Source organism: Jejudonia soesokkakensis (assembly GCF_042664795.1).
Classification (GTDB): domain Bacteria; phylum Bacteroidota; class Bacteroidia; order Flavobacteriales; family Flavobacteriaceae; genus Jejudonia; species Jejudonia soesokkakensis.
In genome coordinates this window covers 304807-331148 of record NZ_JBHTBN010000001.1, presented here as the reverse complement: position 1 = coordinate 331148, position 26342 = coordinate 304807, and the positions used below count along the sequence as shown (strand labels likewise).

At 36.5% G+C, this 26342-nt stretch carries 25 protein-coding genes; 22 read left to right on the top strand and 3 right to left on the bottom strand.

Annotated features, from left to right (window positions below):
* On the bottom strand, positions 1-1266 hold the full coding sequence (gene brnQ, locus ACFQO1_RS01525) for a branched-chain amino acid transport system II carrier protein (RefSeq protein ID WP_380216008.1): 1266 nt from the start codon (positions 1264-1266) through the stop codon (positions 1-3).
* A 96-nt stretch (positions 1267-1362) separates the two neighbouring features.
* Here brnQ and ACFQO1_RS01520 point away from each other — a divergent pair, with 96 nt between their 5' ends.
* From ACFQO1_RS01520 to ACFQO1_RS01510, 3 genes are read left to right on the top strand one after another with little or no spacing between them, the layout of a single operon-like run.
* On the top strand, positions 1363-2136 hold the full coding sequence (locus ACFQO1_RS01520; RefSeq protein WP_380216006.1) for an alpha/beta fold hydrolase: 774 nt from the start codon (positions 1363-1365) through the stop codon (positions 2134-2136).
* A 60-nt stretch (positions 2137-2196) separates the two neighbouring features.
* The gene (locus ACFQO1_RS01515; protein ID WP_380216004.1) at positions 2197-2442 is read left to right on the top strand and encodes a hypothetical protein; all 246 of its coding nucleotides are present in this window, start codon (positions 2197-2199) and stop codon (positions 2440-2442) included.
* A gap of 10 nt (positions 2443-2452) precedes the next feature.
* Positions 2453-2659: a hypothetical protein gene (locus tag ACFQO1_RS01510; RefSeq protein WP_380216002.1), complete on the top strand. Its 207-nt coding sequence runs from the start codon at positions 2453-2455 to the stop codon at positions 2657-2659.
* On the opposite strand, the gene thiL is transcribed toward ACFQO1_RS01510, so the two are convergent.
* Complete coding sequence (gene thiL, locus ACFQO1_RS01505; RefSeq protein WP_380216000.1) at positions 2651-3709, bottom strand: thiamine-phosphate kinase; 1059 nt, start codon at positions 3707-3709, stop codon at positions 2651-2653. The genes ACFQO1_RS01510 and thiL overlap by 9 nt on opposite strands.
* Positions 3710-3884: 175 nt before the next feature.
* Here thiL and ACFQO1_RS01500 point away from each other — a divergent pair, with 175 nt between their 5' ends.
* The 16 genes from ACFQO1_RS01500 (at position 3885) to ACFQO1_RS01425 (ending at position 19086) form a co-directional block, all read left to right on the top strand.
* Positions 3885-5132, top strand: coding sequence for a choice-of-anchor B family protein (locus ACFQO1_RS01500; RefSeq protein ID WP_380215998.1), 1248 nt, complete (start codon positions 3885-3887; stop codon positions 5130-5132).
* Positions 5133-5162: 30 nt separating this feature from the next.
* Positions 5163-7085, top strand: coding sequence for a choice-of-anchor B family protein (locus ACFQO1_RS01495; RefSeq protein WP_380215996.1), 1923 nt, complete (start codon positions 5163-5165; stop codon positions 7083-7085).
* Between the two features lie 155 nt (positions 7086-7240).
* Positions 7241-8605, top strand: a complete 1365-nt coding sequence (locus ACFQO1_RS01490; RefSeq protein ID WP_380215994.1) for a hypothetical protein — start codon at positions 7241-7243, stop codon at positions 8603-8605.
* Positions 8606-8628: 23 nt separating this feature from the next.
* Complete coding sequence (locus ACFQO1_RS01485; RefSeq protein ID WP_380215992.1) at positions 8629-9426, top strand: MbnP family protein; 798 nt, start codon at positions 8629-8631, stop codon at positions 9424-9426.
* A gap of 8 nt (positions 9427-9434) precedes the next feature.
* Positions 9435-10508: a cytochrome-c peroxidase gene (locus ACFQO1_RS01480; protein ID WP_380215990.1), complete on the top strand. Its 1074-nt coding sequence runs from the start codon at positions 9435-9437 to the stop codon at positions 10506-10508.
* Between the two features lie 119 nt (positions 10509-10627).
* Positions 10628-10957, top strand: coding sequence for a HesB/IscA family protein (locus ACFQO1_RS01475; RefSeq protein WP_380215988.1), 330 nt, complete (start codon positions 10628-10630; stop codon positions 10955-10957).
* A gap of 19 nt (positions 10958-10976) precedes the next feature.
* A complete protein-coding gene (gene sufB, locus ACFQO1_RS01470; RefSeq protein ID WP_380215986.1) occupies positions 10977-12425 on the top strand; it encodes a Fe-S cluster assembly protein SufB in 1449 nt (482 codons plus the stop codon).
* A 46-nt stretch (positions 12426-12471) separates the two neighbouring features.
* Entirely contained in the window at positions 12472-12879 is a 408-nt protein-coding gene (locus ACFQO1_RS01465) for a component of SufBCD complex (RefSeq protein WP_380215984.1), read from the top strand.
* 3 nt (positions 12880-12882) lie between these two features.
* A complete protein-coding gene (gene sufC, locus ACFQO1_RS01460) occupies positions 12883-13635 on the top strand; it encodes a Fe-S cluster assembly ATPase SufC (protein WP_380215982.1) in 753 nt (250 codons plus the stop codon).
* Between the two features lie 92 nt (positions 13636-13727).
* Entirely contained in the window at positions 13728-15044 is a 1317-nt protein-coding gene (gene sufD / locus ACFQO1_RS01455; RefSeq protein ID WP_380215980.1) for a Fe-S cluster assembly protein SufD, read from the top strand.
* Between the two features lie 18 nt (positions 15045-15062).
* Positions 15063-16280, top strand: coding sequence for an aminotransferase class V-fold PLP-dependent enzyme (locus tag ACFQO1_RS01450; RefSeq protein ID WP_380215978.1), 1218 nt, complete (start codon positions 15063-15065; stop codon positions 16278-16280).
* Between the two features lie 11 nt (positions 16281-16291).
* Complete coding sequence (locus ACFQO1_RS01445; protein ID WP_380215976.1) at positions 16292-16738, top strand: META domain-containing protein; 447 nt, start codon at positions 16292-16294, stop codon at positions 16736-16738.
* A gap of 3 nt (positions 16739-16741) precedes the next feature.
* On the top strand, positions 16742-17164 hold the full coding sequence (locus ACFQO1_RS01440; protein WP_380215974.1) for a SufE family protein: 423 nt from the start codon (positions 16742-16744) through the stop codon (positions 17162-17164).
* A gap of 5 nt (positions 17165-17169) precedes the next feature.
* A complete protein-coding gene (locus ACFQO1_RS01435; RefSeq protein WP_380215972.1) occupies positions 17170-17493 on the top strand; it encodes an SUF system Fe-S cluster assembly protein in 324 nt (107 codons plus the stop codon).
* Between the two features lie 85 nt (positions 17494-17578).
* Positions 17579-18091: a DUF2480 family protein gene (locus ACFQO1_RS01430; RefSeq protein WP_380215971.1), complete on the top strand. Its 513-nt coding sequence runs from the start codon at positions 17579-17581 to the stop codon at positions 18089-18091.
* A 107-nt stretch (positions 18092-18198) separates the two neighbouring features.
* Positions 18199-19086, top strand: coding sequence for a DUF3078 domain-containing protein (locus tag ACFQO1_RS01425; protein ID WP_380215969.1), 888 nt, complete (start codon positions 18199-18201; stop codon positions 19084-19086).
* A gap of 139 nt (positions 19087-19225) precedes the next feature.
* On the opposite strand, the gene hflX is transcribed toward ACFQO1_RS01425, so the two are convergent.
* Positions 19226-20434 carry a GTPase HflX gene (gene hflX, locus ACFQO1_RS01420; protein ID WP_380215967.1) on the bottom strand — a complete coding sequence of 403 codons (1209 nt, stop codon included), beginning with the start codon at positions 20432-20434 and terminating at the stop codon, positions 19226-19228.
* A 332-nt stretch (positions 20435-20766) separates the two neighbouring features.
* On the opposite strand from hflX, the gene ACFQO1_RS01415 reads away from it, so the two are divergent.
* Genes ACFQO1_RS01415 through ACFQO1_RS01405 form a run of 3 tightly spaced genes read left to right on the top strand, consistent with a single transcriptional unit; the run spans position 20767 to position 26081 of the window.
* On the top strand, positions 20767-23211 hold the full coding sequence (locus ACFQO1_RS01415) for a gliding motility-associated C-terminal domain-containing protein (RefSeq protein ID WP_380215965.1): 2445 nt from the start codon (positions 20767-20769) through the stop codon (positions 23209-23211).
* A 39-nt stretch (positions 23212-23250) separates the two neighbouring features.
* Positions 23251-24165, top strand: coding sequence for a PorP/SprF family type IX secretion system membrane protein (locus ACFQO1_RS01410; RefSeq protein ID WP_380215963.1), 915 nt, complete (start codon positions 23251-23253; stop codon positions 24163-24165).
* Positions 24166-24191: 26 nt separating this feature from the next.
* Positions 24192-26081, top strand: a complete 1890-nt coding sequence (locus ACFQO1_RS01405) for an OmpA family protein (protein WP_380215961.1) — start codon at positions 24192-24194, stop codon at positions 26079-26081.
* The last annotated feature ends 261 nt before the right edge of the window (positions 26082-26342 follow it).

Here is a 26342-nt window from a genome sequence, read left to right as displayed (position 1 = left end):
TTATTTTTTCCTCTGAAAAATAGTTGCTATCACAAAAACAGCTAATGCAGGCAATACCCAGCCCATGCTTTCATTCGCTAATGGGATATACTTTTTAATAGGGTCGAGCGAACCTTCAGCAACAAAAAATTGCAAAAAGTCTGGAATACTAAAAAGTAATGTCACAAGCACTACTACTTTAAAAACAAGCCCGGAAGCAAATTTTTTAGGAAGTACATTCAGCAAAATTAAAACGATTGTCACCGGATAAATAAACATCAATGCCGGCAAGGCAATGTCTATTATATATCGTACGTCAAATTGTCCTACTGCTACCCCAATCACGCAACCAATAATTCCTGTTATAATATAGGCCAGTTGTGAGTTTCCAGCCAGTTTTTTTACAAAGTCTGCAGTTCCTGTTATTATCCCCACCGCAGTGGTAAAACACGCTAAGGCAACCAAAACTCCCAAAAAAGCAGTTCCAATAGTTCCTAATGTCTGAGTACTTAAAAGAGTCAATAATTCGGTTCGGTTTTCTATCTCTAGAGTTCCGCTATTAAAAGCTCCTAAGGCGATTAATCCTCCGTAAATAATTAAGAGTCCGAGCCCTGCTAGTAAGCCAGAACGAGCAATCATACGGCGCTTTTCTACATAATTATATTTTCCTTGCAAGGTAAAAGACACAACAATCACAGCCCCTACTACCACACCCCCAATCGCATCAAAAGTCTGATACCCCTCTAAGATTCCGCTGGTAAATGAATTTTCAAAAATGGAAGCCCGAATTGGTTCCACCTCCATAAAAAGACCTATCCCTATAATACAGAGAAGAATTAAAACAATCAATGGAGTGAGAAACTTCCCAATGAGACTTAAGATCTTCGTTCGGTTTAAAACAAAAACCAATACCAATGCAAAATATAGAATGCTGCTCCAAAGGGAAGAAATCTCGAAATATGGCTGTATCGCCATTTCGTAAGTAACAGAGGCCGTTCTTGGTGAAGGCAATGCAACTGAGATTGCATATATTAATACCGCAAATACTAAGGCAAATACTGGATGTACTTTCTTTGCAAAATCCAGCAATGTGCCCTGTAATCTTGCATGACCATAAATTGCCATAATTGGAATAATTACAGCAGAGATCAAAAATCCGATCAACACCCATATCCAACCATCACCTGCATTATATCCTAAAAATGGAGGTAGTATTAAATTTCCAGCACCAAAAAACAAGGAGAACAATGCAAAGGCTGTAATATATGTTTGTTTGGTACGATTCATATTAATGTCCACCAAGGTGGGTAACTCTTTTAGTAATTACTAAATTGCTTTACTAATTAGACTAGCTGTCCAAAATAACGTTTCGAAGATAGAAAAATGATTTATCAATACAACGACACACCTATATTTTATACTATAAATGGGAAAGGGCCTGTATGGGTATTGTTACATGGATTTTTAGAAAACGCTAAAATATGGGACACAATTATTAAAGATTTTTCTAATAGCCACATGATAATCACTATCGATTTGCCTGGTCATGGAAATAGCGGATTTGTTTCTGATATACATACCATGGAGCTTATGGCAAAGATTGTGTTGGATATTTTAGAACATTTGGGAATTACCAACGCAACTTTTATTGGACATTCTATGGGAGGGTATGTATGTCTAGCATGTATTGAAAAGCATTCTGAAATAGTTGATAAAGTGGTGCTTATAAATTCTATTCCTTCTGAAGATTCTGAGGACAGAAAGGTACATAGAGAACGCACCCTCAAAATTGTAGAAAAAAATAAAGAGGCTTTTGTGCAGATGGCAATCTCTAACCTCTTTACTGAAAGATCCAGAAAAAAGTATGATTTAGAAATCCGAGCGCTTAAAAAACAAGCCCTTACTATTTCTTTAGAAAATCTGAAAGCCAGTATCATAGGAATGGGCATTCGGAAAGACAGAGTTGAAGTGCTGAAAAATTTTCAGAAACCAAAATATATGATTAGTGGCATAGAAGACCCTATTATGCCTATTCAACAAGCTGAAAGCCTTTCACAAAAAACGAATACTACACTTTACAAGCTTGAAGAAGGTCATATGAGTTGGCTTGAAAATGGGAAAAAATTAACAACCTTGTTGCGTTTTATCGATAAATAATTGCATTTTATCGATTATTTAAAATATTTTTTTATCTTAGAGGCACCTAAATTTTTCGCCATGAAGAAACTAACAAAAAAACCTTCAGTTGTCATATCTACTTTAATCTGTGGGCCTCTAGGTCATAATTATTCCCTTTCGCGTAAAGTTACAAATCACATCATGGAATATAAATGTTGTAACTGCAATCGTGAAGTAACAACCAATCAGCTTGGAAACATCGAACTTCTAACGTATAAAACCAAGGAGATTAATACAACATTAGCTGCATTTTTTCAGAAAAAAGTAAACCGAATCTCTGCCTAAATTACACCTTATGAGACCCATTAAATGTAAATTTAAAGGACATCATTTAATTACAATTGTAACTGAAGACGTTCAAATTAAAGAATTTGAGTGCAAGCATTGCAAACAGCACTTTACAACAGATGGGTATGGTCGCATTGTGAAGCTAAGCAGCTTCTGGGCAGAAAATAACCAGCTTTTTCAGAATTATTTTAAAGAAAAAGCTACCTTAATCTGAGGATTCTTCCATCGAGTTCCACCCTCTTGCAACTAGCGGTATTTTTGTGTTGGCTCTAGTGATAAGGTGTGTTCCTTCATTCTTATGAGTTATATGCCCAATGATTGTAAGATGTGGATTCCCTTTTATTTTTGGAAAATCTTCGGTGCCTACTGTAAATAATAATTCATAATCCTCGCCTCCACTTAAGGCTACCATCGTACTGTCAAGGTTAAATTCCTCACAAGCTGAAATCACCTGAGGATCTAGAGGGATTTTATCTTCATACACATTACACCCTACCTCACTATTTTTACAAAGGTGAAGAATTTCAGAAGAAAGCCCATCACTTATATCTATCATAGATGTTGGAGTTACCTTCAATTCTTTTAATAATTTTGGAATATCTTTACGAGCCTCAGGCTTTAACTGGCGTTCAATCAAATAGGTGTAAGCATCGAGATCTGGTTGTGATTGCGGATTTACTTTAAACACTTCTTTTTCACGTTCTAGAACTTGTAATCCCATGTATGCAGCTCCCAGATCTCCAGTCACCACCAAAAGATCATTTTCTTTTGCCCCTTCACGATATACGATAGCTTCTTTTGGAGCCTGGCCAATGGCTGTAATACTTAACAGAAGGCCTGTAGTAGAGGAGGTGGTATCTCCTCCAACGACATCTATTTCGTATATTTTAGCGGCAGTAGCAATTCCAGCATATAATTCTTCCAAGGCTTCAACAGGGAACCTATTTGAAACAGCCACTGAAACTGTAATTTGAGTCGCCTTAGCATTCATGGCAAATACATCACTTAAGTTTACAATCACAGCTTTATACCCAAGATGTTTTAAAGGCATATAACTCAGATCAAAATGAACTCCTTCAACCAGCAGATCTGTAGTAATAACGATTTGATTGTTTTTTTCTGAAACTATCACTGCAGCATCATCTCCTATGCCTTTAATAGTAGATGTATTTTTAATTGAAAATTGTTTGGTTAAATGATCGATTAAACCAAACTCTCCTAATTCAGAAATACGTGTCTTTTCGTTATTTTTATTTTCTAACATGCTAAAACTTTATGCAAAAATACAGGTTCAAAATTTAAGAGATCGCACTTTTATAGCCTCTCTTTCATAAATTTCCTAAAAAACTGGATAATATCCTATTATGTTTTACGTATTAACACAAGAGAGCATTGAGTTAATTCAAAAAAAACTTATTTTTGAAATCCTAAAAAAAATTATGAAAAAGATATTGTTATTAATTGTAATTAGTTTTGCAATTATTTCGTGTGGATCAGACGATTCACCTTCAGACACAACAGATGATGTAACCGATGATGGAACGGGAATGAATGATGACATGGATCCTGCAGAAATTCCTAGAACTGCACCTTGCGAAAACGGTTTTGCTGGACCATTTCAATGTAATGATTATGATCTAGTATACCGTTTTGATTTAGTCACATTTGGAGCCACAGCAGGAAATGATTCTTGGGGTTGGACAGATAGTTCTACCGGAAAAGAATATGCTCTTATGTGTGTCAATAACGGTGTGGCTTTTGTAGATATTACTGCAGACCCACCTATTTACTTGGGGAAGCTTCCCACAGCTACTTTCTCTAGTGCATGGAGAGATGTAAAAGTGTACAATAATTTTGCCTTTATAGTAAGTGAAGCTAGTGGTCATGGAATGCAAGTTTTTGATCTAACTCGGTTAAGAAATGTTTCTAACCCACCTTCAAATTTTAGTGCTGATGCTACATATACAGGTTTTGGAAACGCGCATAATATTGTTATTAATGAAAGTTCGGCTTATGCTTATGCCGTTGGGACACAAACTTTTAATGGGGGTCCTCATTTTATTGATATTCAAGATCCTCTAAACCCAGTTGCCGCAGGTGGATTTGCTATGGACGCCTATAGCCATGACGCACAAGTTGTAACGTATAATGGTCCGGATACAGAACATGCTGGGAAAGAAATTTTAATTGGCAGTAACGAAGATCAAATTTCAATTGTAGACATTACAGATAAAGCGAACCCTATTGGATTATCTACAATTTCTTATGGGCAAGTTGGGTATACACATCAAGGCTGGTTTACAGAAGATCAAACTATATTTATTTTAGGCGACGAAATCGATGAGCAAAATTTTGGATTTAATACTAGAACACTTATGTTTGATTTTTCAGATCTTGACAATCCTTCACTTATTGGGGAATATTCAGGTCCAACTCCAGCGATAGATCATAATGGTTACGTAAAAGGAAACTCTTACTTTATGGCAAATTACACAGCCGGATTACGTGTTTTAGATGCAACCAATGCTGCAAGTGGGACTTTAAATGAAATTGGATATTTTGATACTTTCCCTGCAAACAACAATGCTGGTTTTGATGGCGCATGGAATGTTTACCCATATTTTGAAAGTGGAAAAATTCTTATTAGCGATATAAATACAGGTTTATATATTGTGAAAAAGAGATAAGCTTTCCAACTTTAAATAAAAAAAATGAAAATGAAAAAATTAATACTCCCCTTCTTACTAATTACTATTACTGTAACTTTAGCTCAAACCCCATGTAATGGAGGTTCGGCAGGAACTTTTCCATGTAATGGGTACGATCTTCAATCCAGAGTAACCTTAAACGACATGAATGCAGGAGGCGGAAATGACTCATGGGGATGGACAGATCCAGATAATGGAAATGAATATGCACTAATGGCTCTTAATAACGGTACAGCTTTTATTGACATTACTGACCCAATAAATCCAATTTACTTAGGGAAACTACCTACACACACTTCCAATAGTAGCTGGAGAGACGTTAAAGTTTATAACAATCATGCGTTTGTGGTGAGTGAAGCTAGTGGTCATGGCATGCAGGTTTTCGATCTTACAAGATTAAGAAATGTGACCAGCCCACCTCAAACATTTACCGAAGATGCCCATTTTAACGGCTTCGGAAGTGCACACAATATTGTTATCAACGAAGATACAGGATATGCATATCCTGTTGGAGCTAACCGAAGTGTATTCCCTTTTGGAGGTCCTATCTTTATTAACATTCAAGACCCCTTAAATCCTGTAAGTGAAGGTGGATACGGAATGGATTCTTATAGTCATGATGCTCAAATAGTAACGTATTGTGGCCCCGATTTAGATTATGTTGGAAGAGAAATTTTAATTGGAAGTAATGAAGACGAAATTGTCATAGCAGATATTACAGACAAAAGCAACCCCCAATCAATATCAAGTATTAGCTATTCTAATGTTGGCTATACACATCAAGGGTGGTTTACAGAAGACCAACGTTTCTTTATCCTAGGAGACGAATTAGATGAACAAGATTTTGGATTTAATACAAGAACTGTAATATTTGATTTTGAAGACTTGGATAATCCACAGTTTTCCTTTAACTATACTGGCCCCACTTCTGCTATTGATCACAATGGATATGTAAAAGGTACTAAATATTATATGGCCAACTACAGAGCAGGCTTACGGGTGATTGATGTAAGTGACATTGCTAATTCAAATATGTCTGAAGAAGGGTTTTTCGACACCTATCCAGAAAACAATAATGCAAGTTTTAGCGGTGCTTGGAATGTATATCCTTATTTTGAAAGTGGTAACATTGTGATTAGTGACATCAATAGAGGGCTTTTTATTGTGAAGGCTTCTAATGGCGATACTACTGCTCCAATGGCAAATTGTAATGATTTTACCGTAGAACTTGGTATTGATGGTACTGCTACTATTACTCCAAATGATATAGATAATAATTCAACAGACGATAGTGGAAGTGTAAACTTCATACTTTGTGAAACTACGTTTAATTGTAATGATATAGGCTCAAGAACTGTAGATTTGGAAGTATATGATGCTTTTGGCAATAGAGATATATGCACTTCTACCTTAACAATTGTTGACAATCTGGATCCTGTATTAGATTGCCCGTCATTTGTAAACGCAGCTTATGACAATGGTCAAAACTTTTACACAGTTCCTAGCTATGAAAATGATGGAGTTGTAACCATAACAGATAATTGTTTATCAATAGATGTTTCACAAACACCTACTGTAAACTCCCAGCTAACAGAAGGTGATTACACCGTACAATTTTCAGCAACAGATGGTTCAGGAAACACATCAAATTGTAGTTTTACCCTTAGAGTAAGACCCATTCTTGGAACAGACGATGTTACCTTTGAAAATGGATTAAGTATATACCCTAATCCATCTTCAGAGGTTGTTACTATTAAATCGGCTTCAGAAGCAATATCAAATATTACCATTAGTGATGTGACAGGAAAGATTTTATTTTCTGAAAACAATCTAGATGTATTTGAAAAGACAATTGACATTATAACCTATTCTAAAGGGTTATATTTTCTGAACATAAACAAGAAAGCTTCAAAAAAGATCATCAAAAAATAGGACCCTTTTAATAAAACATACTTTTTACGACCTATCGTAAATAATTAGCAATTTTTAAGCAACTTGGCTTAAAAATTGCTGTATTTAAACGAGTTTGCAATTGACAGACAATTCATAATTGTTTTTTACGTTACTACTCAAAATCAACATATTCGATGTTTAATACTTCTATACAATTCAAGATTTTATCGCTTTTTATTTTTTTAATTGGTTTTTCATCCTGTAATGATGATGAAGTGACGCTCTACAATGATGATGACGATGCTATTAACAACACCTTCGTATTAGACTTTACAAAAACTTTTGGAGGTTCTAACATAGATAACGCAGTTGCCATTCTAGAATCTAATGATGGAGCTTATATCATTTTAGGAACGACCGAAAGTTTGGACGGAGATGTCATGGGGAAAACTGCAGATGATGCAGATTACTGGATCCTAAAATTAAGCCGAACAGGAGACATTATCTGGCAACACACTTATGGAGGCACTGCAAACGATGAAGCTTCAGGGATTACAAAAACAAACGATGGAGGCTATGTTATTGCAGGAAAAAGCAGAAGTAATGACGGGGATGTATCGGGAAATGAAGGCTTTTTCGACTACTGGATTGTAAAAATAGATGGAGAAGGAACCCTCGTCTGGGAACAAAATTTTGGGTTCGTAGGAAGTGATCAAGCGTTTGATGTTACTTCCACACAAGATGGCGGTTTTATAGCCACAGGAGTTCTAGATGTTAGTGCAAGTGGCGGGCAAGGAAATGCAGGTCGACCAAATGCTGCTCATGCAGGAGGAGATTATTGGGCTATCAAATTAAATGCTGCTGGTGATTTTGTATGGAGTCGATACTTTGGAGGATCTTTTACAGATACTGCCCATAAAGCGATCGAAACCTCAACTGGAGATATTGTTATTATTGGTTTTAGTGACAGTACAGACGTTGATATTACAAATAATAAAGGTGCCTATGATTTCTGGATTGTAAAAATAAATGCTTCCGGAGATATCATTTGGGAGAATAACTACGGTGGGTCAGAAATTGATGTAGCTTACGATATTATTGAAACGACAGATAATAATTATCTTATTGTAGGAGATACAAGAAGTAGTGATCAGGATGTTTCCGAAGCAAAAGGAAATGCAGACAGCTGGGTCATAAAAATAAGTCCTACAGGTGATCTTATCTGGCAAAAATCTCTTGGTGGTACTGAGTTTGATACCGCACGAAGTATCTCACAAATGCAGAACGGCAACTATGTCATTGCAGGTACTACCAGAAGTAATGATGGTGATATTGCTGAAGGCAATGGCCTTAATGATGCTTGGATTATCATTATAGACCAAGAAGGAGACTTGCTGTATAACGAAGCGTTTGGAGGTACTAATTTAGACTTCGGAAACAGTGCCGTACACACCAGTGATAATAAAATATTGTTGGTTGGAAATACCGAAAGTACCGACGGCGATATTGAAATAAATAAAGGAATCAAGGATATTTTCCTTGTTAAATTAACTCAATAAGTAATAACTAGTTTTTTTAAAACATGAAAAAAATAATTTTTGCCCTATCCATTTTTATTGTTGCTATAAGTTGTGATACAGATGATAGTAACAACACTTCTGAAGATACCAATGTAACCTTCAGATTTACCCAAAACTGGGATGGAGAAAATATTGAAAATTCAGACTACGAGAACACCACATATGTCAATGCAAATGGAGAAAGCATGACGCTTTCTAAAGTAAATTATTTGATTTCAGATATTACTTTTACTTCAACTATAGATGGTACTGTGTATGCAGCAGAAGACTATAATTTAATTTTAGCTAGAAATTCTCAAAATGTTGAATTCACACCTAACATAGAAATTCCAGAAGGAGAGTATACTGTTTCTTTTACTTTTGGATTTGATGATGAAGACAATGATAAAGTTGGTGGCTATGCAGACCTAAATTCGGTAGATGGATTTTGGAGCGTACCCGCGCCCTTAGGAGCAGGATACCACTTTCAGCGCATAGAAGGAACATACGTAAATAGTTTAAGTGAAACTACGAGCTTTCAATTTCATACAGTGAGAGCGAATAGACACAGTTCACTTCCGCCTGGTCCTGGAACTTTAGAAGAGCTAAGAGATACTTCCTTTGTTGTGAATTTAGGAGGAGTATCTATCCAAAATAACACTACCATAGAAGTAAAAGCTAATATTGCTGAATGGTTTAAAAATCCAATTACTTGGGATTTAAATACTCGTTTTATGGTTTTAATGCCCAACTTTCAGGCACAATTAGACATGAATGAAAATGGCGCTACAGTTTTTAGCTTAGGCGAAGTAACTCAATAGTACAACTAATGAATGTAGGTAAAATTTGCAGTATATTTTTTTTAGGATTTCTACTCTTGTCGTGTTCAAAAGGCAAAAGTCCAGATGCTGAAGAATATACTGCAACTCCTTTACCTCTGGAAGTTCCTCCTTTTTTTCAGACGAGTATTCTACCCCCTGTGATTCCTTCAGACAATCCTCAAACCGTAGAGGGAATTGCCTTAGGAAAAAGGTTGTTTTTTGATCCTATTCTTTCCAGAAATAACACCCAGGCTTGTGTAGACTGCCACAAACCGCAAAACGGATTTTCAGACCGAAGACAATTTAGTATTGGTATCACAGGAGATATTGGATTTAGAAACTCAATGCCATTACAAAACCTTGCTTTTAATTTTAGTGAAAAATTTAATTGGGACGGAAGCGCTACTACCTTAGAGCAACAAATGTTTGAACCCGTGAGAAATCCGGTCGAAATGGATAATACCTGGTCTAATGTTGAAAATACACTTCAGAATAGTGATATCTATCCCGAAATGTTCCGTGAAGCCTTTGGAACTTCAACTATAGATTCTACCTTAGTAACAAAAGCCATGTCACAATTTGTAAGAACGCTCATTTCTGCTGACTCAAAATTTGACAAATCCTTGAATGGTACAGCTACCCTAACACCCCAAGAAGAAAATGGGTTGGCTATATATCTGGACGAAGGTCGTGGAGACTGTTTTCACTGTCATGGGCTACCCAATACACCCCTTTGGACCGACAATGCATTTCACAATAATGCACTGGATGAAAATTTTACCGATTTAGGCCTAGGAGAAGTAACTGGTGATCCTAGAGATTTTGGACTTTTTAAAACCCCATCCCTTCGAAATTTAGCCTATACAGCCCCTTTCATGCACGATGGCCGCTTTGCAACCCTTGAAGAGGTTATCAATCATTATAGTGAAGGATTGGTTTTTTCTGAAACTGTTGATCCACTAATGAAAAACATCAATACGGGAGGAGCCCACATGACAGAGAGTGACAAAGCAGACCTCAAAGCTTTTCTTCTTACACTGTCTGATCCAGAATTTATTGCTAATCCTGATTTTCAACAATAAATCGCATCTTCGGGCTATTAATAAAACTTATGTTTCGATAAGTTTATATTTGACTTCAACCATTGTAAAACGTACCATTTGCCGTATATTTGCAGTCTAATTTAGAATAAATCTATTTTATGATAACAGTTAGTGAAAATGCAAAATCTAAAATTGCTCAATTGATGGCCGAAGAAGGCTATACCATTGACAAGGATTTTGTGCGCGTTGGAGTTAAAAGTGGAGGATGTTCTGGGCTGTCATATGAACTTAAGTTCGACAATGTATCTGGAGAGAATGACAAAGTTTTTGAAGATCATAACGTTAAGATTGCGGTAGATAAAAAAAGCTTTCTCTATCTGGTAGGCACAACGCTAGAATATAGCGGGGGTCTTAATGGAAAAGGATTTGTTTTTAATAATCCTAACGCTAACAGAACCTGTGGATGCGGAGAAAGTTTCTCTCTTTAATAATTTCTGAAATAACAACATGAGTAAGTATACCGAAGACGATTTAAAGAAAGAGCTCGAGACAAAAGAATACGAGTACGGATTTTACACAGATATCGAATCTGAAACATTTCCTGTGGGTCTTAACGAAGATATCGTTCGAGCGATCTCAATGAAGAAGGAGGAGCCAGAATGGATGACGGAGTGGCGTTTAGAGTCATTTAAATATTGGAAGGAAATGGTAGAACCAGAATGGGCGAATGTTCATTATACGAAACCAAACTTTCAGAATATATCCTACTACTCTGCTCCCAATAAAAAGCCTAAATACAATAGCATCGATGAAGTAGATCCTGAGTTGTTGGAAACTTTCAATAAACTAGGAATTTCGTTAGATGAACAAAAAAAGCTTGCCGGAGTTGCCGTAGATATCGTGATGGACTCAGTGTCTGTTGCTACTACATTTAAAGATACTTTAGCTAAAAAGGGCATTATATTCTGTTCTATTTCTGAAGCTATTAAAGAGCATCCTGAGCTCGTAAAAAAATATATTGGTTCTGTAGTACCCCAAAAAGACAATTTTTATGCAGCTCTTAACAGTGCTGTCTTTAGTGATGGGTCTTTTTGCTACATTCCAAAAGGAGTTCGATGCCCAATGGAACTTTCTACTTATTTTAGAATTAACCAAGCCGGTACTGGGCAATTTGAAAGAACATTAGTTGTTGCAGATAAAGGAAGTTACGTAAGCTATCTCGAAGGCTGTACAGCGCCAAGTAGGGATGAAAATCAATTGCATGCCGCAGTTGTAGAATTAATCGCTTTAGACGATGCCGAAATCAAATACTCTACTGTTCAAAACTGGTTTCCTGGAAATAAAGAAGGAAAAGGCGGAGTGTATAATTTCGTAACTAAACGAGGAATCTGCGAGAAAAATGCAAAAATCTCATGGACACAAGTGGAAACTGGTAGTGCCGTAACCTGGAAGTATCCAAGTTGCATCCTTAAAGGAGATAATTCTATTGGTGAGTTTTACTCAATTGCTGTAACGAATAACTTTCAGCAAGCAGATACGGGAACGAAAATGATCCATTTAGGTAAAAACACTAAAAGCACCATCATCTCCAAAGGGATAAGCGCGGGTCAGTCTCAAAACAGCTATAGAGGTTTGGTGAAGATAAGTCCGCGGGCAGAAAATGCACGTAACTTTTCACAATGTGACTCATTGTTAATGGGGAATAATTGTGGAGCACATACCTTCCCATACATTGAAGCTCAAAATAAAACGGCACAGATAGAACACGAAGCAACCACAAGTAAAATTGGAGAAGACCAGATCTTTTACTGTAATCAGCGAGGTATTGACACCGAAAAAGCTATTGCACTAATTGTAAACGGTTTTAGTAAAGAAGTTTTAAATAAGCTGCCTATGGAGTTTGCTGTAGAGGCTCAAAAATTATTAGAAATTAGTTTAGAAGGTTCGGTAGGATAAAATTTCTACGGAAACACCTTCAGTTTTAATAAACAGTTTGTAAAAAATGAAAAAGTTAGTAATTATTTTATTGGTATCTGCAGGACTTTTTGCCTGTAAAAACAATGAGGTGAAAACCGAAGAAACTCAGGATGTGCTGGAGGAAATTTCAGAAAAAAACATCTTTAGTGGGGAGTTTATCTACATCGCAGATGGAGCAGTATTAAAAACTCCTAATGTGATTTTTGCAGTCAAATTGGATGCCATGGCAGAGGAACTGGCAGCAAAAGTTGCACCTGTTAAGACAGAAGATTTTGACATGGTTCCTGTAAAAGTTAAAGGCACTTTAGGCCCTAATCCACTATTTGAAGAAACTGGAGAAGGCTGGGAGCAAATGCTTACCATTACCGAAATAGTAGAAGTAGGAACTGCTCCTGCAAAAGCAGATATAAAAATTGAAGAAAAGAAATCTTAATACATGTTACAGATAAAAAACGTACACGCAAGTGTTGAAGACAAAGATATTCTCAAAGGCATTAGCCTCGAAGTAAAAGCTGGAGAAGTACACGCGATCATGGGACCAAACGGTTCTGGAAAAAGTACATTAGCTTCGGTCATTGCAGGTAAAGAAGAATTTGAGGTTACAAAAGGAAATATCACTTTTGAAGGAGAAGATATGATAGAGCTAGATCCTGAGGAAAGAGCTCATAAAGGAGTTTTTCTGTCGTTTCAATATCCCGTTGAGATTCCTGGAGTAAGTGTTACTAACTTCATTAAAACGGCCATCAACGAAACAAGAAAATCGAAAGGCTTAGAAGATATGCCTGCTGGTGAAATGCTAAAACTCATTAAAGAAAAAGCAGATCTGTTAGAAATAGATCGCAAATTCTTATCACGTTCTTTAAATGAAGGTTTTTCGGGTGGTGAAAAAAAACGCAATGAAGTGTTCCAGATGGCAATGCTGGAGCCTAAACTTGCTATTCTTGATGAAACAGACTCCGGACTGGATATCGACGCTCTTAAAGTTGTAGCCAACGGTGTAAATAAATTAAAAAGCAAAGACAATGCTGTTGTTGTCATTACACACTACCAGCGTTTGCTAGATTATATCGTGCCAGATTATGTGCATGTATTAATGGACGGTAAAATTGTTAAATCTGGAACCAAAGAGTTAGCATACCAACTTGAAGAAAAAGGGTATGACTGGATTAAAGAAGAAATTGAAGCTTAAAAAGCTAAATGCTGAAAATTAAAAAGTAACCAGTTTAGTATCAATCATTCAAAATATTAAGTATTGAGACTCAAAACTGAAAACTGAACAAAATGAGTTTAAAAGATAAATTAGTTTCCTCTTATATCGCTTTTGACGATCATCTTGAAGATGACTCGCCTTTACATGATGTACGCAATGAAGCCATCAAGCAATTTGAAACTGTAGGGTTTCCTACAAAAAAAGATGAGGCTTGGAAATATACTTCGCTAAATGCATTGCTAAAAAATGACTATAGTATTTTTCCGAAGCAAATAGAGGGAACGATCGAATTTAAAAATGTAAAGAAGTATTTTTTACATGATATTGATACCTATAAATTGATATTTGTCGATGGAGTCTATAGCTCCTATCTTTCTGAAACTACACACGACTCACTCGATATTTGCTTGCTATCTTCGGCACTAACAAAATCAAAATATAAAGCAGTTATTGAAGCGTATTTTAATAAAATTGCAAAAGATGACAGCTTAACGTCCTTAAACACGGCTTTTGTAAAAGAGGGTGCATACATTCATATTCCAAAACACAAGGAAGTAGATAAGCCTATTGAGATTATCAATTTTTCAACAGGAAATGAAGCGGCTGTTCTATTACAACCTCGTAATTTGATTGTTGTAGGTGAGAATGCGCATGTACAAATTATCGAGCGTCACCAAAGTTTATCTAGTAATGCTGTGTTGACCAATAGTGTGACTGAGATCTTTGCTGAAAAAAGAGCGTATGTAGATTATTATAAGATACAGAATGACAATGAAAATGCCTCATTGATCGATCACACTTTTGTTTCTCAAGAACGTGATAGTAATTGCCGTGTTCATACCTTTTCTTTCGGCGGAAAATTAACCCGAAATAACCTCAATTTTAAACAAAACGGCGAAAATTGTAACTCCACACTTAACGGAATTACCATCATCGAAGACAAACAACATGTAGATCATAATACCTTAGTGCATCATGCAGCTGCGAATTGTGAAAGTCACCAGGATTACAAAGGTATTTTTGCCGATTCTGCTACAGGAGTCTTTAACGGAAAGGTCTACGTAGAGAGAGAAGCGCAAAAGATCGATGCCTTTCAGCAAAACAACAATATCTTAATAGATGATAAAGCAACTATCAATGCCAAGCCCCAACTTGAAATTTTTGCAGACGATGTAAAATGTTCGCATGGTTGTACAATTGGACAGTTAAACGAAGAAGCTTTATTTTATATGCGTTCCCGCGGAATTGCCAAAAAAGAAGCACGTGCATTATTAATGTATGCATTCGCCAATACAGTACTGGAAAGTGTAAAAATCCCAGAATTAAAAGCACGTATTAATAAATTAATCGCCAAGAAGATTGGCGTTAATTTAGGATTTGACGTGTAAAAAAGTATCCTGAAATTTATGGCCTTTAATGTAGATCATATTCGCAAAGATTTTCCTATACTCTCTCGCGAGGTAAATGGGCATCCTTTGGTTTATCTTGATAATGCTGCTACGTCTCAAAAGCCACAAGTTGTTATCGATTGTATCGTGGATTATTACAGCAACTACAATGCAAATATTCATCGTGGTGTGCATACCTTATCTCAGGAAGCAACCGATAAATATGAAGAAGCGAGAACTACAATTCAGACACATTTTAATGCCGAATTTTCACGTGAAATCATCTTTACCTCTGGAACCACCCACGGAATTAATTTGGTCGCCAACGGATTTTCTTCATTGCTTACGGAAGGGGACGAGATCATCGTTTCAGCATTAGAACACCATTCAAATATTGTTCCTTGGCAAATGCTCTGTGAACGTACTGGAGCTCTGCTGAAAGTGATTCCAATGGATGAAACTGGAGTATTACAACTTTCAGCTTATAAAGAAATACTTTCAGAAAAAACAAAACTGGTTTTTGTCAATCATATTTCAAACGCATTAGGAACAATTAATCCTGTAAAAGAAATCATTGAACTTGCGCACGACGTAGATGCCGCGGTTTTAATCGACGGTGCACAAGCTACTTCGCACATAAAAGTAGATGTGCAAGCACTTGATGCCGACTTTTACGTGACTTCAGCACATAAAATGTGTGGCCCTACAGGAGTTGGTATGCTCTACGGAAAGGAAATTTGGCTCAATAAGCTTCCGCCTTATCAAGGAGGTGGCGAAATGATCAAGGAAGTGTCTTTTGAAAAAACTACCTATGCTGGATTACCTCATAAATTTGAAGCTGGAACACCTAATATTTGCGGAGGCATTGCCTTTGGCGCAGCAATTAAGTATCTTAATAGCATAGGTTTTAATGCGATAAAAAAACAAGAAGAAAGGTTGCTTCAGTATGCGACCAAAGAACTCTTAAAAATTGAAGGATTAAAAATTTACGGTACCGGAGCTGAAAAAACTTCGGTGATTTCTTTCAATATTGAGGGTATTCATCCGTACGACATTGGGACGATTGTTGATAAATTAGGAATCGCAGTGCGTACAGGGCATCATTGTGCGCAACCTGTGATGGACTTCTTTAAAATTCCAGGAACTGTGAGAGCATCGTTTGCTTTTTATAATTCTAAAGAAGAAGTTAATAGTTTGGTTGCTGCCGTAAAAAGAGCGAAATTGATGCTTCAATAAAACTCAACATTATGAAAAATCTAGTATTAATAATAGCTGTTGTACTTCTAGGAAGTATGAGCAGTTGCGAAGAAACAAAAAAAGTAATAGGTGTCGCGGGGAGTGTTCAGCTTTCTGGAAATTATATGGTGACAGATATCACAGGAGCACCAGATAAGATAAGCAAAGAAGGAGATCCACTTACCATTAATTTTGCGGCTTTGGATAGATCGATTAGAGGAAATACAGGTTGTAATACTTACTTCGGAACGTATACAATTGATCTGTATGCCTTATCATTTAGCGATATTGGCGCCACCGAAAGAGCTTGTTCTGAACCTGTGATGGCAAAAGAGAGTGCTTTTATGATGGCCTTGGGAAATACTGGTTCGTATGAACTACAAAACAATATACTTACCCTTTTTTCTAAAACAGATAGAAGTGTTCTTTTAACAGCAAAAAAAGAAGTACAGGAATAATTTATGACGATAGAAGAAAAACAGGAAGCACTCATTGAAGAATTTGCATTGTTTGACGACTGGATGGAAAAATATGAATATATGATCGATCTTGGCAAGTCACTCCCTTTGATAGATCCTGAATTAAAAACAGACGAAAAGCTTATAAAAGGATGTCAGTCGAAAGTTTGGTTACATTCTGAATTAAAAGACGACAAAGTTATTTTTACAGCCGATAGCGATGCGATTATCACAAAAGGAATTGTCGCTATTTTAATTTCAGTTTTTTCAAATGAAAAACCTGAAGCTATTGTAAATTCCGATTTAGGATTTATTGACGAAATTGGCTTAAAAGAACATTTATCTCCTACACGAGCAAACGGACTAGTGTCAATGGTGAAACAAATGAAGTTATATGCAGTAGCATATCAAGCACAACTAAAATAATACAGATGGAAGCAGAAATTGATATAACAGAATTAGGAGAGAAGATTGTCAAGGTCATTAAAACTATATATGATCCTGAAATTCCTGTAGATATATATGAGCTAGGATTAATATACGATGTGTTTGTGAATGAAGACCGTGAAGTTAAAATCCTAATGACATTAACGACTCCCAACTGTCCCGTAGCCGAAACATTACCCCTAGAAGTAGAAGATAAGGTAAAATCTATAAAACTAGTGAAAGATGCAGAAGTTGAAATCACTTTCGATCCGCCATGGACACAAGAGCTAATGAGTGAAGAAGCCAAATTAGAATTGGGGATGTTATAAATCAAAATGCAGCACTTTAGGAAACTTGGTCGTAGTTTCCAGTTTATGCAACGACTTTGAATATTGAAGTAAAAACAGAAAGTAGATGGCAGAAGAAATTTTAAACAGAGTTGCGAATAGCAAGCTTGTTACATTTGATTTGGAAGAATTGTATCCTGAAGGAAAACGTATTTCCTTTGACATTTCACCTTGGTTGTTGGAGGGAATTGTTTTAAAGGAGCAAGACTTCAGAAAAACAGCTAAAAATCATGATTGGAGTTCTTATCAAGATACATACGTTTCCTTGTATTGCAGTACCGATGCGATTGTACCTGGCTGGGCCTATATGCTTTTAACCATGTATTTAGCTCCATTTGCCAAAAAAGTAACCGTGGGAACCTTGGAAGAACTGGAAACGGTTTTATTTTCAGAAATTATTGAAACAATAGATCTGGATAGTTTTAAGGATAAGTCTATCATTATTAAAGGGTGCGCTCACAAACCTATTCCGCAAAATGCATTTGTGCTTTTAGCGACTAAACTTCAGCCCATAGCAAAGTCCATAATGTATGGCGAAGCATGTTCTTCTGTACCTCTCTACAAAAAAAGCAACGTATAGTCTAAAGACTTTCAATTCTCAAAAAACATAAATTTTACTCTTTAAAATTTATAAAACTATTAAAAACGTTGTAGTTTTATACACTTAAAATTTAAGTGACAAATTCAATGAAAAAAATAGTACTTATATGTTCCCTTTTAAGCGTTAGTATATTTTACGCTCAAGAAGAAAAAGAGGAACCAAAAGATGGCTGGACAAAAACTGGAACCATTTCATTACTGTTTAGCCAGTCAGCATTCAATGAAGAATGGACAGGTGGTGGAACCTCAAACTATGCGGCAAATTTAAATGGCACATACGATTTTAATTACAGAAAAGGAGCTCTTACCTGGGATAATAGAATCATGGCAGAGTATGGCATTACCAAAACGAAAGAACAAAAATTTGCCCGAAAAACAAACGATCGATTAGAACTGAATTCGATTTTGGGAAAACAGATTAAAGAAACGAACTGGTATTATTCTTATTTTTTAAATTTTAAAACTCAGTTTAGTTCTGGATATACGTATTTTGAAGATATGGATGGTGAGGAGCAACGTATAGAAACTACTAAATTTATGTCTCCAGGATACATTCAGACGGGACCTGGTTTTCTTTGGAAAAAAAGTGATAATCTGAAAGTAAATTTTTCGCCAGCTACTGCGCGATTCATTATTGTTGACAATGCTTTCACTTCTGTTCCAGGATATGTTGATGGAGATTACTTTGGCCTTGATCAAGGAGAGAGTGTTCGTTTTGAAGTAGGTGCTTCGGTAAATGCGTATGCTAAATTTGAGTTAATGAAGAACGTTTCCGTAGAAAATATTTTAAATTTATATGCTAACTATTTAGAAGATCCACAAAACGTAGATATAGATTACACACTCAATCTTTTAATGTCTGTAAATAAGTACATTACTGCAAACTTTACATTACAAGCTATCTATGATGACAATGCAGTAAAAGGATTTCAAATTAGAGAAGCCCTTGGTGTAGGTGTAACCTATGGGTTTTAAATAGTTTAAAAATATTAAGAGTTGGTGCCGACTTAGAGACATATTGATGTTTTAAAGTTAATTTGGTTAGTTAGTCTTTAATATCCTCTTAACTGGCACCTTTCTCATAAAAAAACCCTCAATTTCTTGAGGGTTTTTTTTATTCTACATATTCTTCGGGATATAAAAAGTTGTTATACGGAAAGCGTGTTACATGAATGTCTCTGACTTTATCATAGACCAGCTTTCTAAATTCTTCAAAATTTTCTTTTTCTAACGCAGAGATAAAAATGGCATCTCCATTGGTCGTGTGCATCCAGGTTTTTTTCCATTCCTGAAGCGTATTATGTGCCTTTGTCTTTTCAGTAACCAAATCATCTTCCTCAATAATTTCAGGCTCATACGCATCAATCTTATTAAAAACCATGATAGTGGGCTTATCTGCACTATCTATTTCATCAAGAATTTTATTTACGGAAGCAATATGATCTTCAAAAGAAGGATGTGAAATATCAACAACGTGCAGTAATAAGTCGGCTTCGCGAACTTCATCAAGTGTACTCTTAAACGACTCTACTAATTGAGTAGGTAATTTTCGAATAAACCCAACAGTATCACTTAGTAAAAAAGGGAGATTTCCAATAACCACTTTTCTAACAGTTGTGTCGAGCGTTGCAAATAACTTATTTTCTGCAAAGACCTCACTCTTGCTAATGACGTTCATAAGAGTCGATTTTCCCACATTGGTATATCCAATAAGAGCTACTCTTACAAGCGCCCCCCGATTGCCTCGTTGAATTTCCATCTGCTTATCGATCTTACTGATTTTCTTTTTTAATAAAGAAATACGATCTCTTACAATACGTCTATCCGTTTCAATTTCTGTTTCTCCAGGTCCTCTCATCCCAATTCCACCACGCTGTCTTTCAAGGTGAGTCCACATTCCTGCTAGACGGGGAAGTAGATATTCGTATTGTGCGAGTTCGACTTGTGTTCTGGCATAACTGGTCTGAGCTCTTTGTGCAAAAATATCCAGGATTAGGTTTGTTCTATCAATGATCTTACACTGTAAGATTTTTTCGATATTCTTTTGCTGCGCTGGAGATAACTCATCATCAAAAATAGCAATACCTACATCATTTGCTGCTACAAACTCACGAACCTCTTCCATTTTTCCAGTCCCTATAAATGTCTTCGGATTTGGCATTTGAAGCTTCTGAGTAAAACGCTTTAAAACTTCACCACCAGCTGTATAAGCTAAAAATTCGAGTTCGTCAAGATACTCTTCAGACTTTTCTTCATCCTGATTTTGAGTAATTAAACCTATAAGTACTGTTTTTTCGTAATCTAAATCTGTTTTTTCGAGCATAATAAAATTTAATACGTAAATGTACAAAACACATTGGTTTACATTTTTGCAATTTACACGCATTTAACATCCAATCTATAGTTTCTTATCCCAAGGATGGGAATATATACTAGAAAAAAACCTATTACATATGAAAGAGGAAAAAAAATTCTTTCACGATTTTATTTTGGAAAAGTCACATCATAGAATCGTTATTTCTATCGATTAAAGTTTAATATACTCTATAAACGTTTCTTTGTCGTATTTTTCCTGCAGTATGTCTAAAATATTTCTTAATTTTTTGCATGAAAGAAAATTTCTATACTTTAGTTCAATAAACAAAAACCATCCTCATGAAGAAACTTCTACACTACACCATGCTTCATCAATTTCATCGAAGCTTGTGTAACTTATCAAAAAGTAAAAAAACACTACTAATTGCAATTGCATTTCTATTTTCGGGAGGTCTGTTTGCCCAGGCGCCCGCTAATGATTTATGTGCCGATGCTATTGCCATAAATTGTGGCGACACACTTACTGGAAATACGTCTCAAGCTACCAATACAGGCGATCCCATGGACGGTTGCGGGACTAGTGATGGAGCACCTGGTGTTTGGTATAGTTTTGCAGGTACGGGTGATATCGTAAGTTTAGGACTCTGTAATTCAGATTATGACACTAAGCTTAGAGTGTATAATGGTGATTGCAACACATTACAATGTGTTGCTGGAAATGATGATTCTTGTGGTTTACAATCTGAAGTAACATTTATTTCTCAAACTGGGACTAACTATTTGGTCTATGTATTTGGTTTTGGTTCAGCTACGGGAGCCTACGAACTAACTATTGCCTGCGACACCCCTCCAGACCCGCCTGCAAATGATGAATGTGACACAGCAATCGTTGTAACTCCTAATAGTGGAAATGAATGTACAAATATAACTTCTGGAACGATAGCAGGAGCCACCCTTTCAACACAACCAAATACGTGTATTGGAACTGCAGATGATGATGTTTGGTTTGAATATACTTCTATTTCTGAGAGTGCAATTATAGAACTTCTGAATATTACTGGAAGTACAACAAACTTGAACCTTTCGGTGTTTGAAGGTACAGACTGTAATGCTTTATCCCTAGTTGCATGTAGTGAAGCTGGTGATGAATTTATTATTGCTCAAAGTGGATTTACTATTGGAAACACATATAAAATAAGAGTTTGGTCTAATGGATCTAATCCTCTCGAAAATACTACTTTCGATTTATGCATACGACCCAATCTTCCTCCTCAGGAATGTCTGGATGCAGATCCTTTCTGTTCTATGGATGGTCTTATTTTTGAAAACGAATCAGGTGACGCGGTCGCTCCACCCAATATCGATTACGAATGTTTAGGGTCACAACCAGACCCAAGCTGGTTCTTTCTTCAAATCGAAGAATCTGGAGACTTATCTTTTGAAATCATTCAAAATACTTCATTTGATAGTCAAGGAAATCCTAACGGTCAAGAATTGGACGTTGACTTTATTGCTTGGGGACCATTCCCAGATCGTGCAAGTGGTTGTGGAAACTTAAACCCAAGCACTTCCATAGACTGTAGCTTTTCTCCTGCTCCAGTAGAAAATTTTGATATCCCAAATGCGATGGCAGGGGATGTTTATATTTTACTTATTACAAATTTTAGTCAGGACCCTGGATTTATAAGCTTACAACAAACTAATTTTGGTGATCCTGGCACAGGAACTACAGATTGTGATATCGTTTTTGAATGTGCTATTACTATAAACGGTGGCGATCAAACAGTGTGCGGAGTAGACGACCTTACCCTAACAACATCGACTAATGGTCCTGTAGAAACTTTTCAATGGTTTTTTAACGACGTCTTGATCGATGGTGAAACAAACAGTTCTATTACAGTTTCTGAAAGTGGAGGTTATAAAGTAATCGCAGACGGCGTCGATTGTGATATGCCTGTCGAAGATACGGTCACTATCGTTTTTCAAGGAGTGGATATCATGACAGCTCTTCCTAGTAACCTTGATGTCTGTACAGATTTTGAGCCCCTCGATGCCACGCCAACCAATCCAGGTGTTGATTTAACTACTGTAACGTATGAGTGGACAAATGCAAATGGAGACATTCTATCTACCGAAGCTATGTATTCTCCAACAGATATAGGTACACTAATGGTTACCGTTACAGTACCTCCATGTTCTACTGAAACTTTTACGATTGAAGTGGAAGCAACCACTGCTTTAAGTGTCCAGCTTAATGAAGATTTTAGGACCTGTCCTGGTGAATTGAACACCTTGACCGCAACCACAGATGTTCAAGGAGCCACCTTTCAATGGTTTTTAAATGGAGATCCAATACCTGGTGAAACGTCAAGTACTTTAGAGTTTATGGTCCCAGCCGGCACCAATGGAACTCAAACTTACAGTGTTGAAATTACTGCAGGATTATGTACAGGCTCAGATGCTGTAGATGTTAGTTTGTATGATATCGCAAATTGTATTATTTCTGAAGGATTATCTCCAAACGGATCTCCTGGATTCAATGACTCTTTAGATTTAGAGTTTTTAGCAGACAGAACTGGTATCTCACAGGTTCAGATCTTTAATAGGCTAGGAAGACTGGTCTTTCAGCAGAGTAATTACATAAATGAATGGAGAGGTCAAAGTGATGACGGAAATGACCTTCCAAGCGGAACTTACTACTATGTAATTGACTTTGCGGGTGATGATCCTCTCTACGGAAGACAAGCAACCGGATGGATTTATCTTAATCAAGAAGCAAAATAATTTGAAATGAAACAATTTTCAACATTCAACAGAACAACAATGAAACATATATATATAGCAATCTTTTTTCTTGGCGCATTTTTCGCACAAGATCTAACGGCACAGCAAGATCCTCAGTACACTCAATACATGTACAACATGAATGTCGTGAACCCTGCCTATGCTGGTAATAAGGAAGTCCTGTCTTTTACAGCACTATATCGCCAGCAATACTCTGGACTAGATGGAGGGCCAGAAACTATCACGTTTTCTGCTCATTCCCCTGTAAGTGACAGAATAGGATTAGGACTTTCAGCAATAAAAGACGAATTGGGACCTGTGGAAGAGACGAATGTCTTTGTAGATTTTTCTTATACAATACCCGTTGGCAAAAGTCTTGATTTAGCTTTCGGTTTAAAAGCAGGAGCTACCTTTCACAATGTAGGGTTGACAGATTTAGAATTACAAGATCCTAATGATCCGTTCTTTTCAGAAAATATAGACAATACCTACCCCAATGTAGGAGCAGGAGCCTTTTTATATTCAGATAACTTCTATGTTGGATTGTCGGTTCCTAATCTGCTAAATTCGGTTCATCTGGATGAAAACGGATTGAAATACGGAAACGAAGTCAACCATTATTTCGCCACAGCGGGATACGTGTTCGATGTTTCAGAAAACTTTAAATTAAAGCCTTCGGTTTTAGTAAAGTCTGCTTTTGACGCCCCTGTCTCTTTCGACGGAAACTTAAATGCTCTATTTTATGACAGATTTGAACTGGGAGTTTCCTATCGTCTTGATGATTCCTTTAGCGGACTCGTTGGCTTTCAGGTAACAGATGCCATTCGAATAGGCTATGCTTACGACAGAGTGACTTCAGATATCAAAACGGTTGCAGATTCTTCGCACGAAGTAATCCTAACTTTTGATTTGTTTTTCAAGAAAAAAGCACTTCGTTCACCTAGATACTTTTAATCCTAACTCATTAAATTTCATTACAAATGAAACATTTATATATATTCCTCATACTTATAGCGTTTATTGCTCCTAGCAGTTTCGCTCAAAATAGTGATACAAAAAAAGCCGATCAGTTATATGAAAGACTTCAATATACAGATGCTATCGATGCTTACGAAAAGCTACTTAAAAAGGGAAAAGGCAATAGATATGTTTTTGAAAGATTAGCTAATAGCTACTACTACATTAACGACACTAAGAAAGCTGAAACCTACTACAAGAGAGTAGCGAAGGGCAGAAATGTAGCTCCTGAAATACTTTATAATTACGCACAATCTTTAAAAGCCAACGGAAAGTTTAGTGAATACAATGATGCCATGCAACAATTTGCAGATGCCTCACCAAATGATTCTAGAGCAAAAGAGTTTTTGAAAAACCCTAATTATGTTCCTCAAATTGTAGATGGAGATCCAGCCTTTACTGCAAAAGGTCTAGACTTAGTTAATTCTCCATATAGCGAATTTGGCGGAACCATGGTGGGTAAAGATTTTTATTTTTCTTCAGCCAGAAATATTACACGTAAAACCTATGGTTGGGATGAGCAGCCGTTTCTTGATATTTATAAAGCTCAGGATGTCGGCGGTACTCTCAAAAATGTCACTTTACTTGATGGCGAAGTGAATACAAAATATCACGAAGGAAATGTGGCCATTAGCCCAGACGGGAAACGCATGTATTTTGACCGCAATGATTACTACAAAGGAGATTATGATAAAAGTGCCAACGGGATCAACCAAATCAACTTATACTATGCAGAATTAGTAAATAACGAATGGAAAGACATCCAGTCGGTAGCATTTAATAGTAATGAATACTCCACAGGACACCCTGCATTGAGTCCGGACGGAAGCACTCTATATTTTGTGAGTGATATGCCTGGCGGAAAGGGATTAAGTGATATTTATAAAGTTTCGATAAGTCCAGAAGGAGTGCTAGGAACTCCAGAGCGTCTCGATGATACAATCAATACGGAAGGAAAAGAGGTGTTTCCATATATGGATTCCAGCGGAACATTATATTTTAGCAGCGATGGCCATATGGGAATGGGACTTTTAGATGTTTTCTATGCTGAAGCAAACGGAAATTCATTTGGGGAAGTCAAAAATATGGGGAAAGGTGTGAATAGTGCAGATGATGATTTTGCCATTCGCTATGATCCTGAAACGAAAACAGGCTTTGTTTCTTCAAATCGTACTGGTGGAAAAGGAAGTGATGATATTTACGCTATTACCGAAGTAGAAAGACCTTGTCAAGTAACTATCAATGTAAAAGTGATCGATGAATATACAAATAATCCAATTTCTGGTGCAGCGGTTGCATTGTATGACACTAATGAGAATAAATTGACCAGCGGTGTAACAGATGCTAATGGAATGGCAGTTTTACTTGCAGCTTGTGATGTTGCTCATATAGTTCAAGGAACTGCAACAGACTACGAGTCTAATGCCGAAGAAGTTGCTGCAGCAAATGATACCGAAGTTACAACAAACCTATCACTACGTCCAATTGAAGCAATTTTACAAGACGATAGAGTGGTTTTAAATCCTATTTACTTTGATCTGGATAAACACAACATAAAGCCACAGGCTGCTTTTGAATTAGATAAATTAGTTGCTGCTATGAAAAAGTACCCTAATTTGAAGATTAAAGTAGAAAGCCACACAGACGAACGTGCTAGTGATGCCTATAATCTTGAGTTAAGTAATCGCAGGGCACAGTCTACTGTCCAATATGTAATTTCTAAAGGGATTGATCGTAGCAGGATTTCTGGTGAAGGAAAAGGAGAAAATTTCCTAGCAGTGGATTGTAATCCTTGTACAGAAGCACAACATCAAAAAAACAGACGCTCAGAGTTTATCATTGTAGAACGGTAAACGGAAAGCGTCACGCTAACCATTTATTAAAACACCTTTTATGGAAACATAAGAGGTTTTTTTTTGGCTTCTAGGTAACTGTAATTATTCAACACATGATAACACTATATCTTTCTATATAAAATTGAAATATATAGTTTTCCGCAGCTACTTATTGAAAAACAAAAATTTCGTTATGAAATAATCTTAATTAACGACAACTTTTAAAAGGTAACACAAAAAAAGACCTCCCGGTAAAGGAGGTCTTTCAATTTTACTATA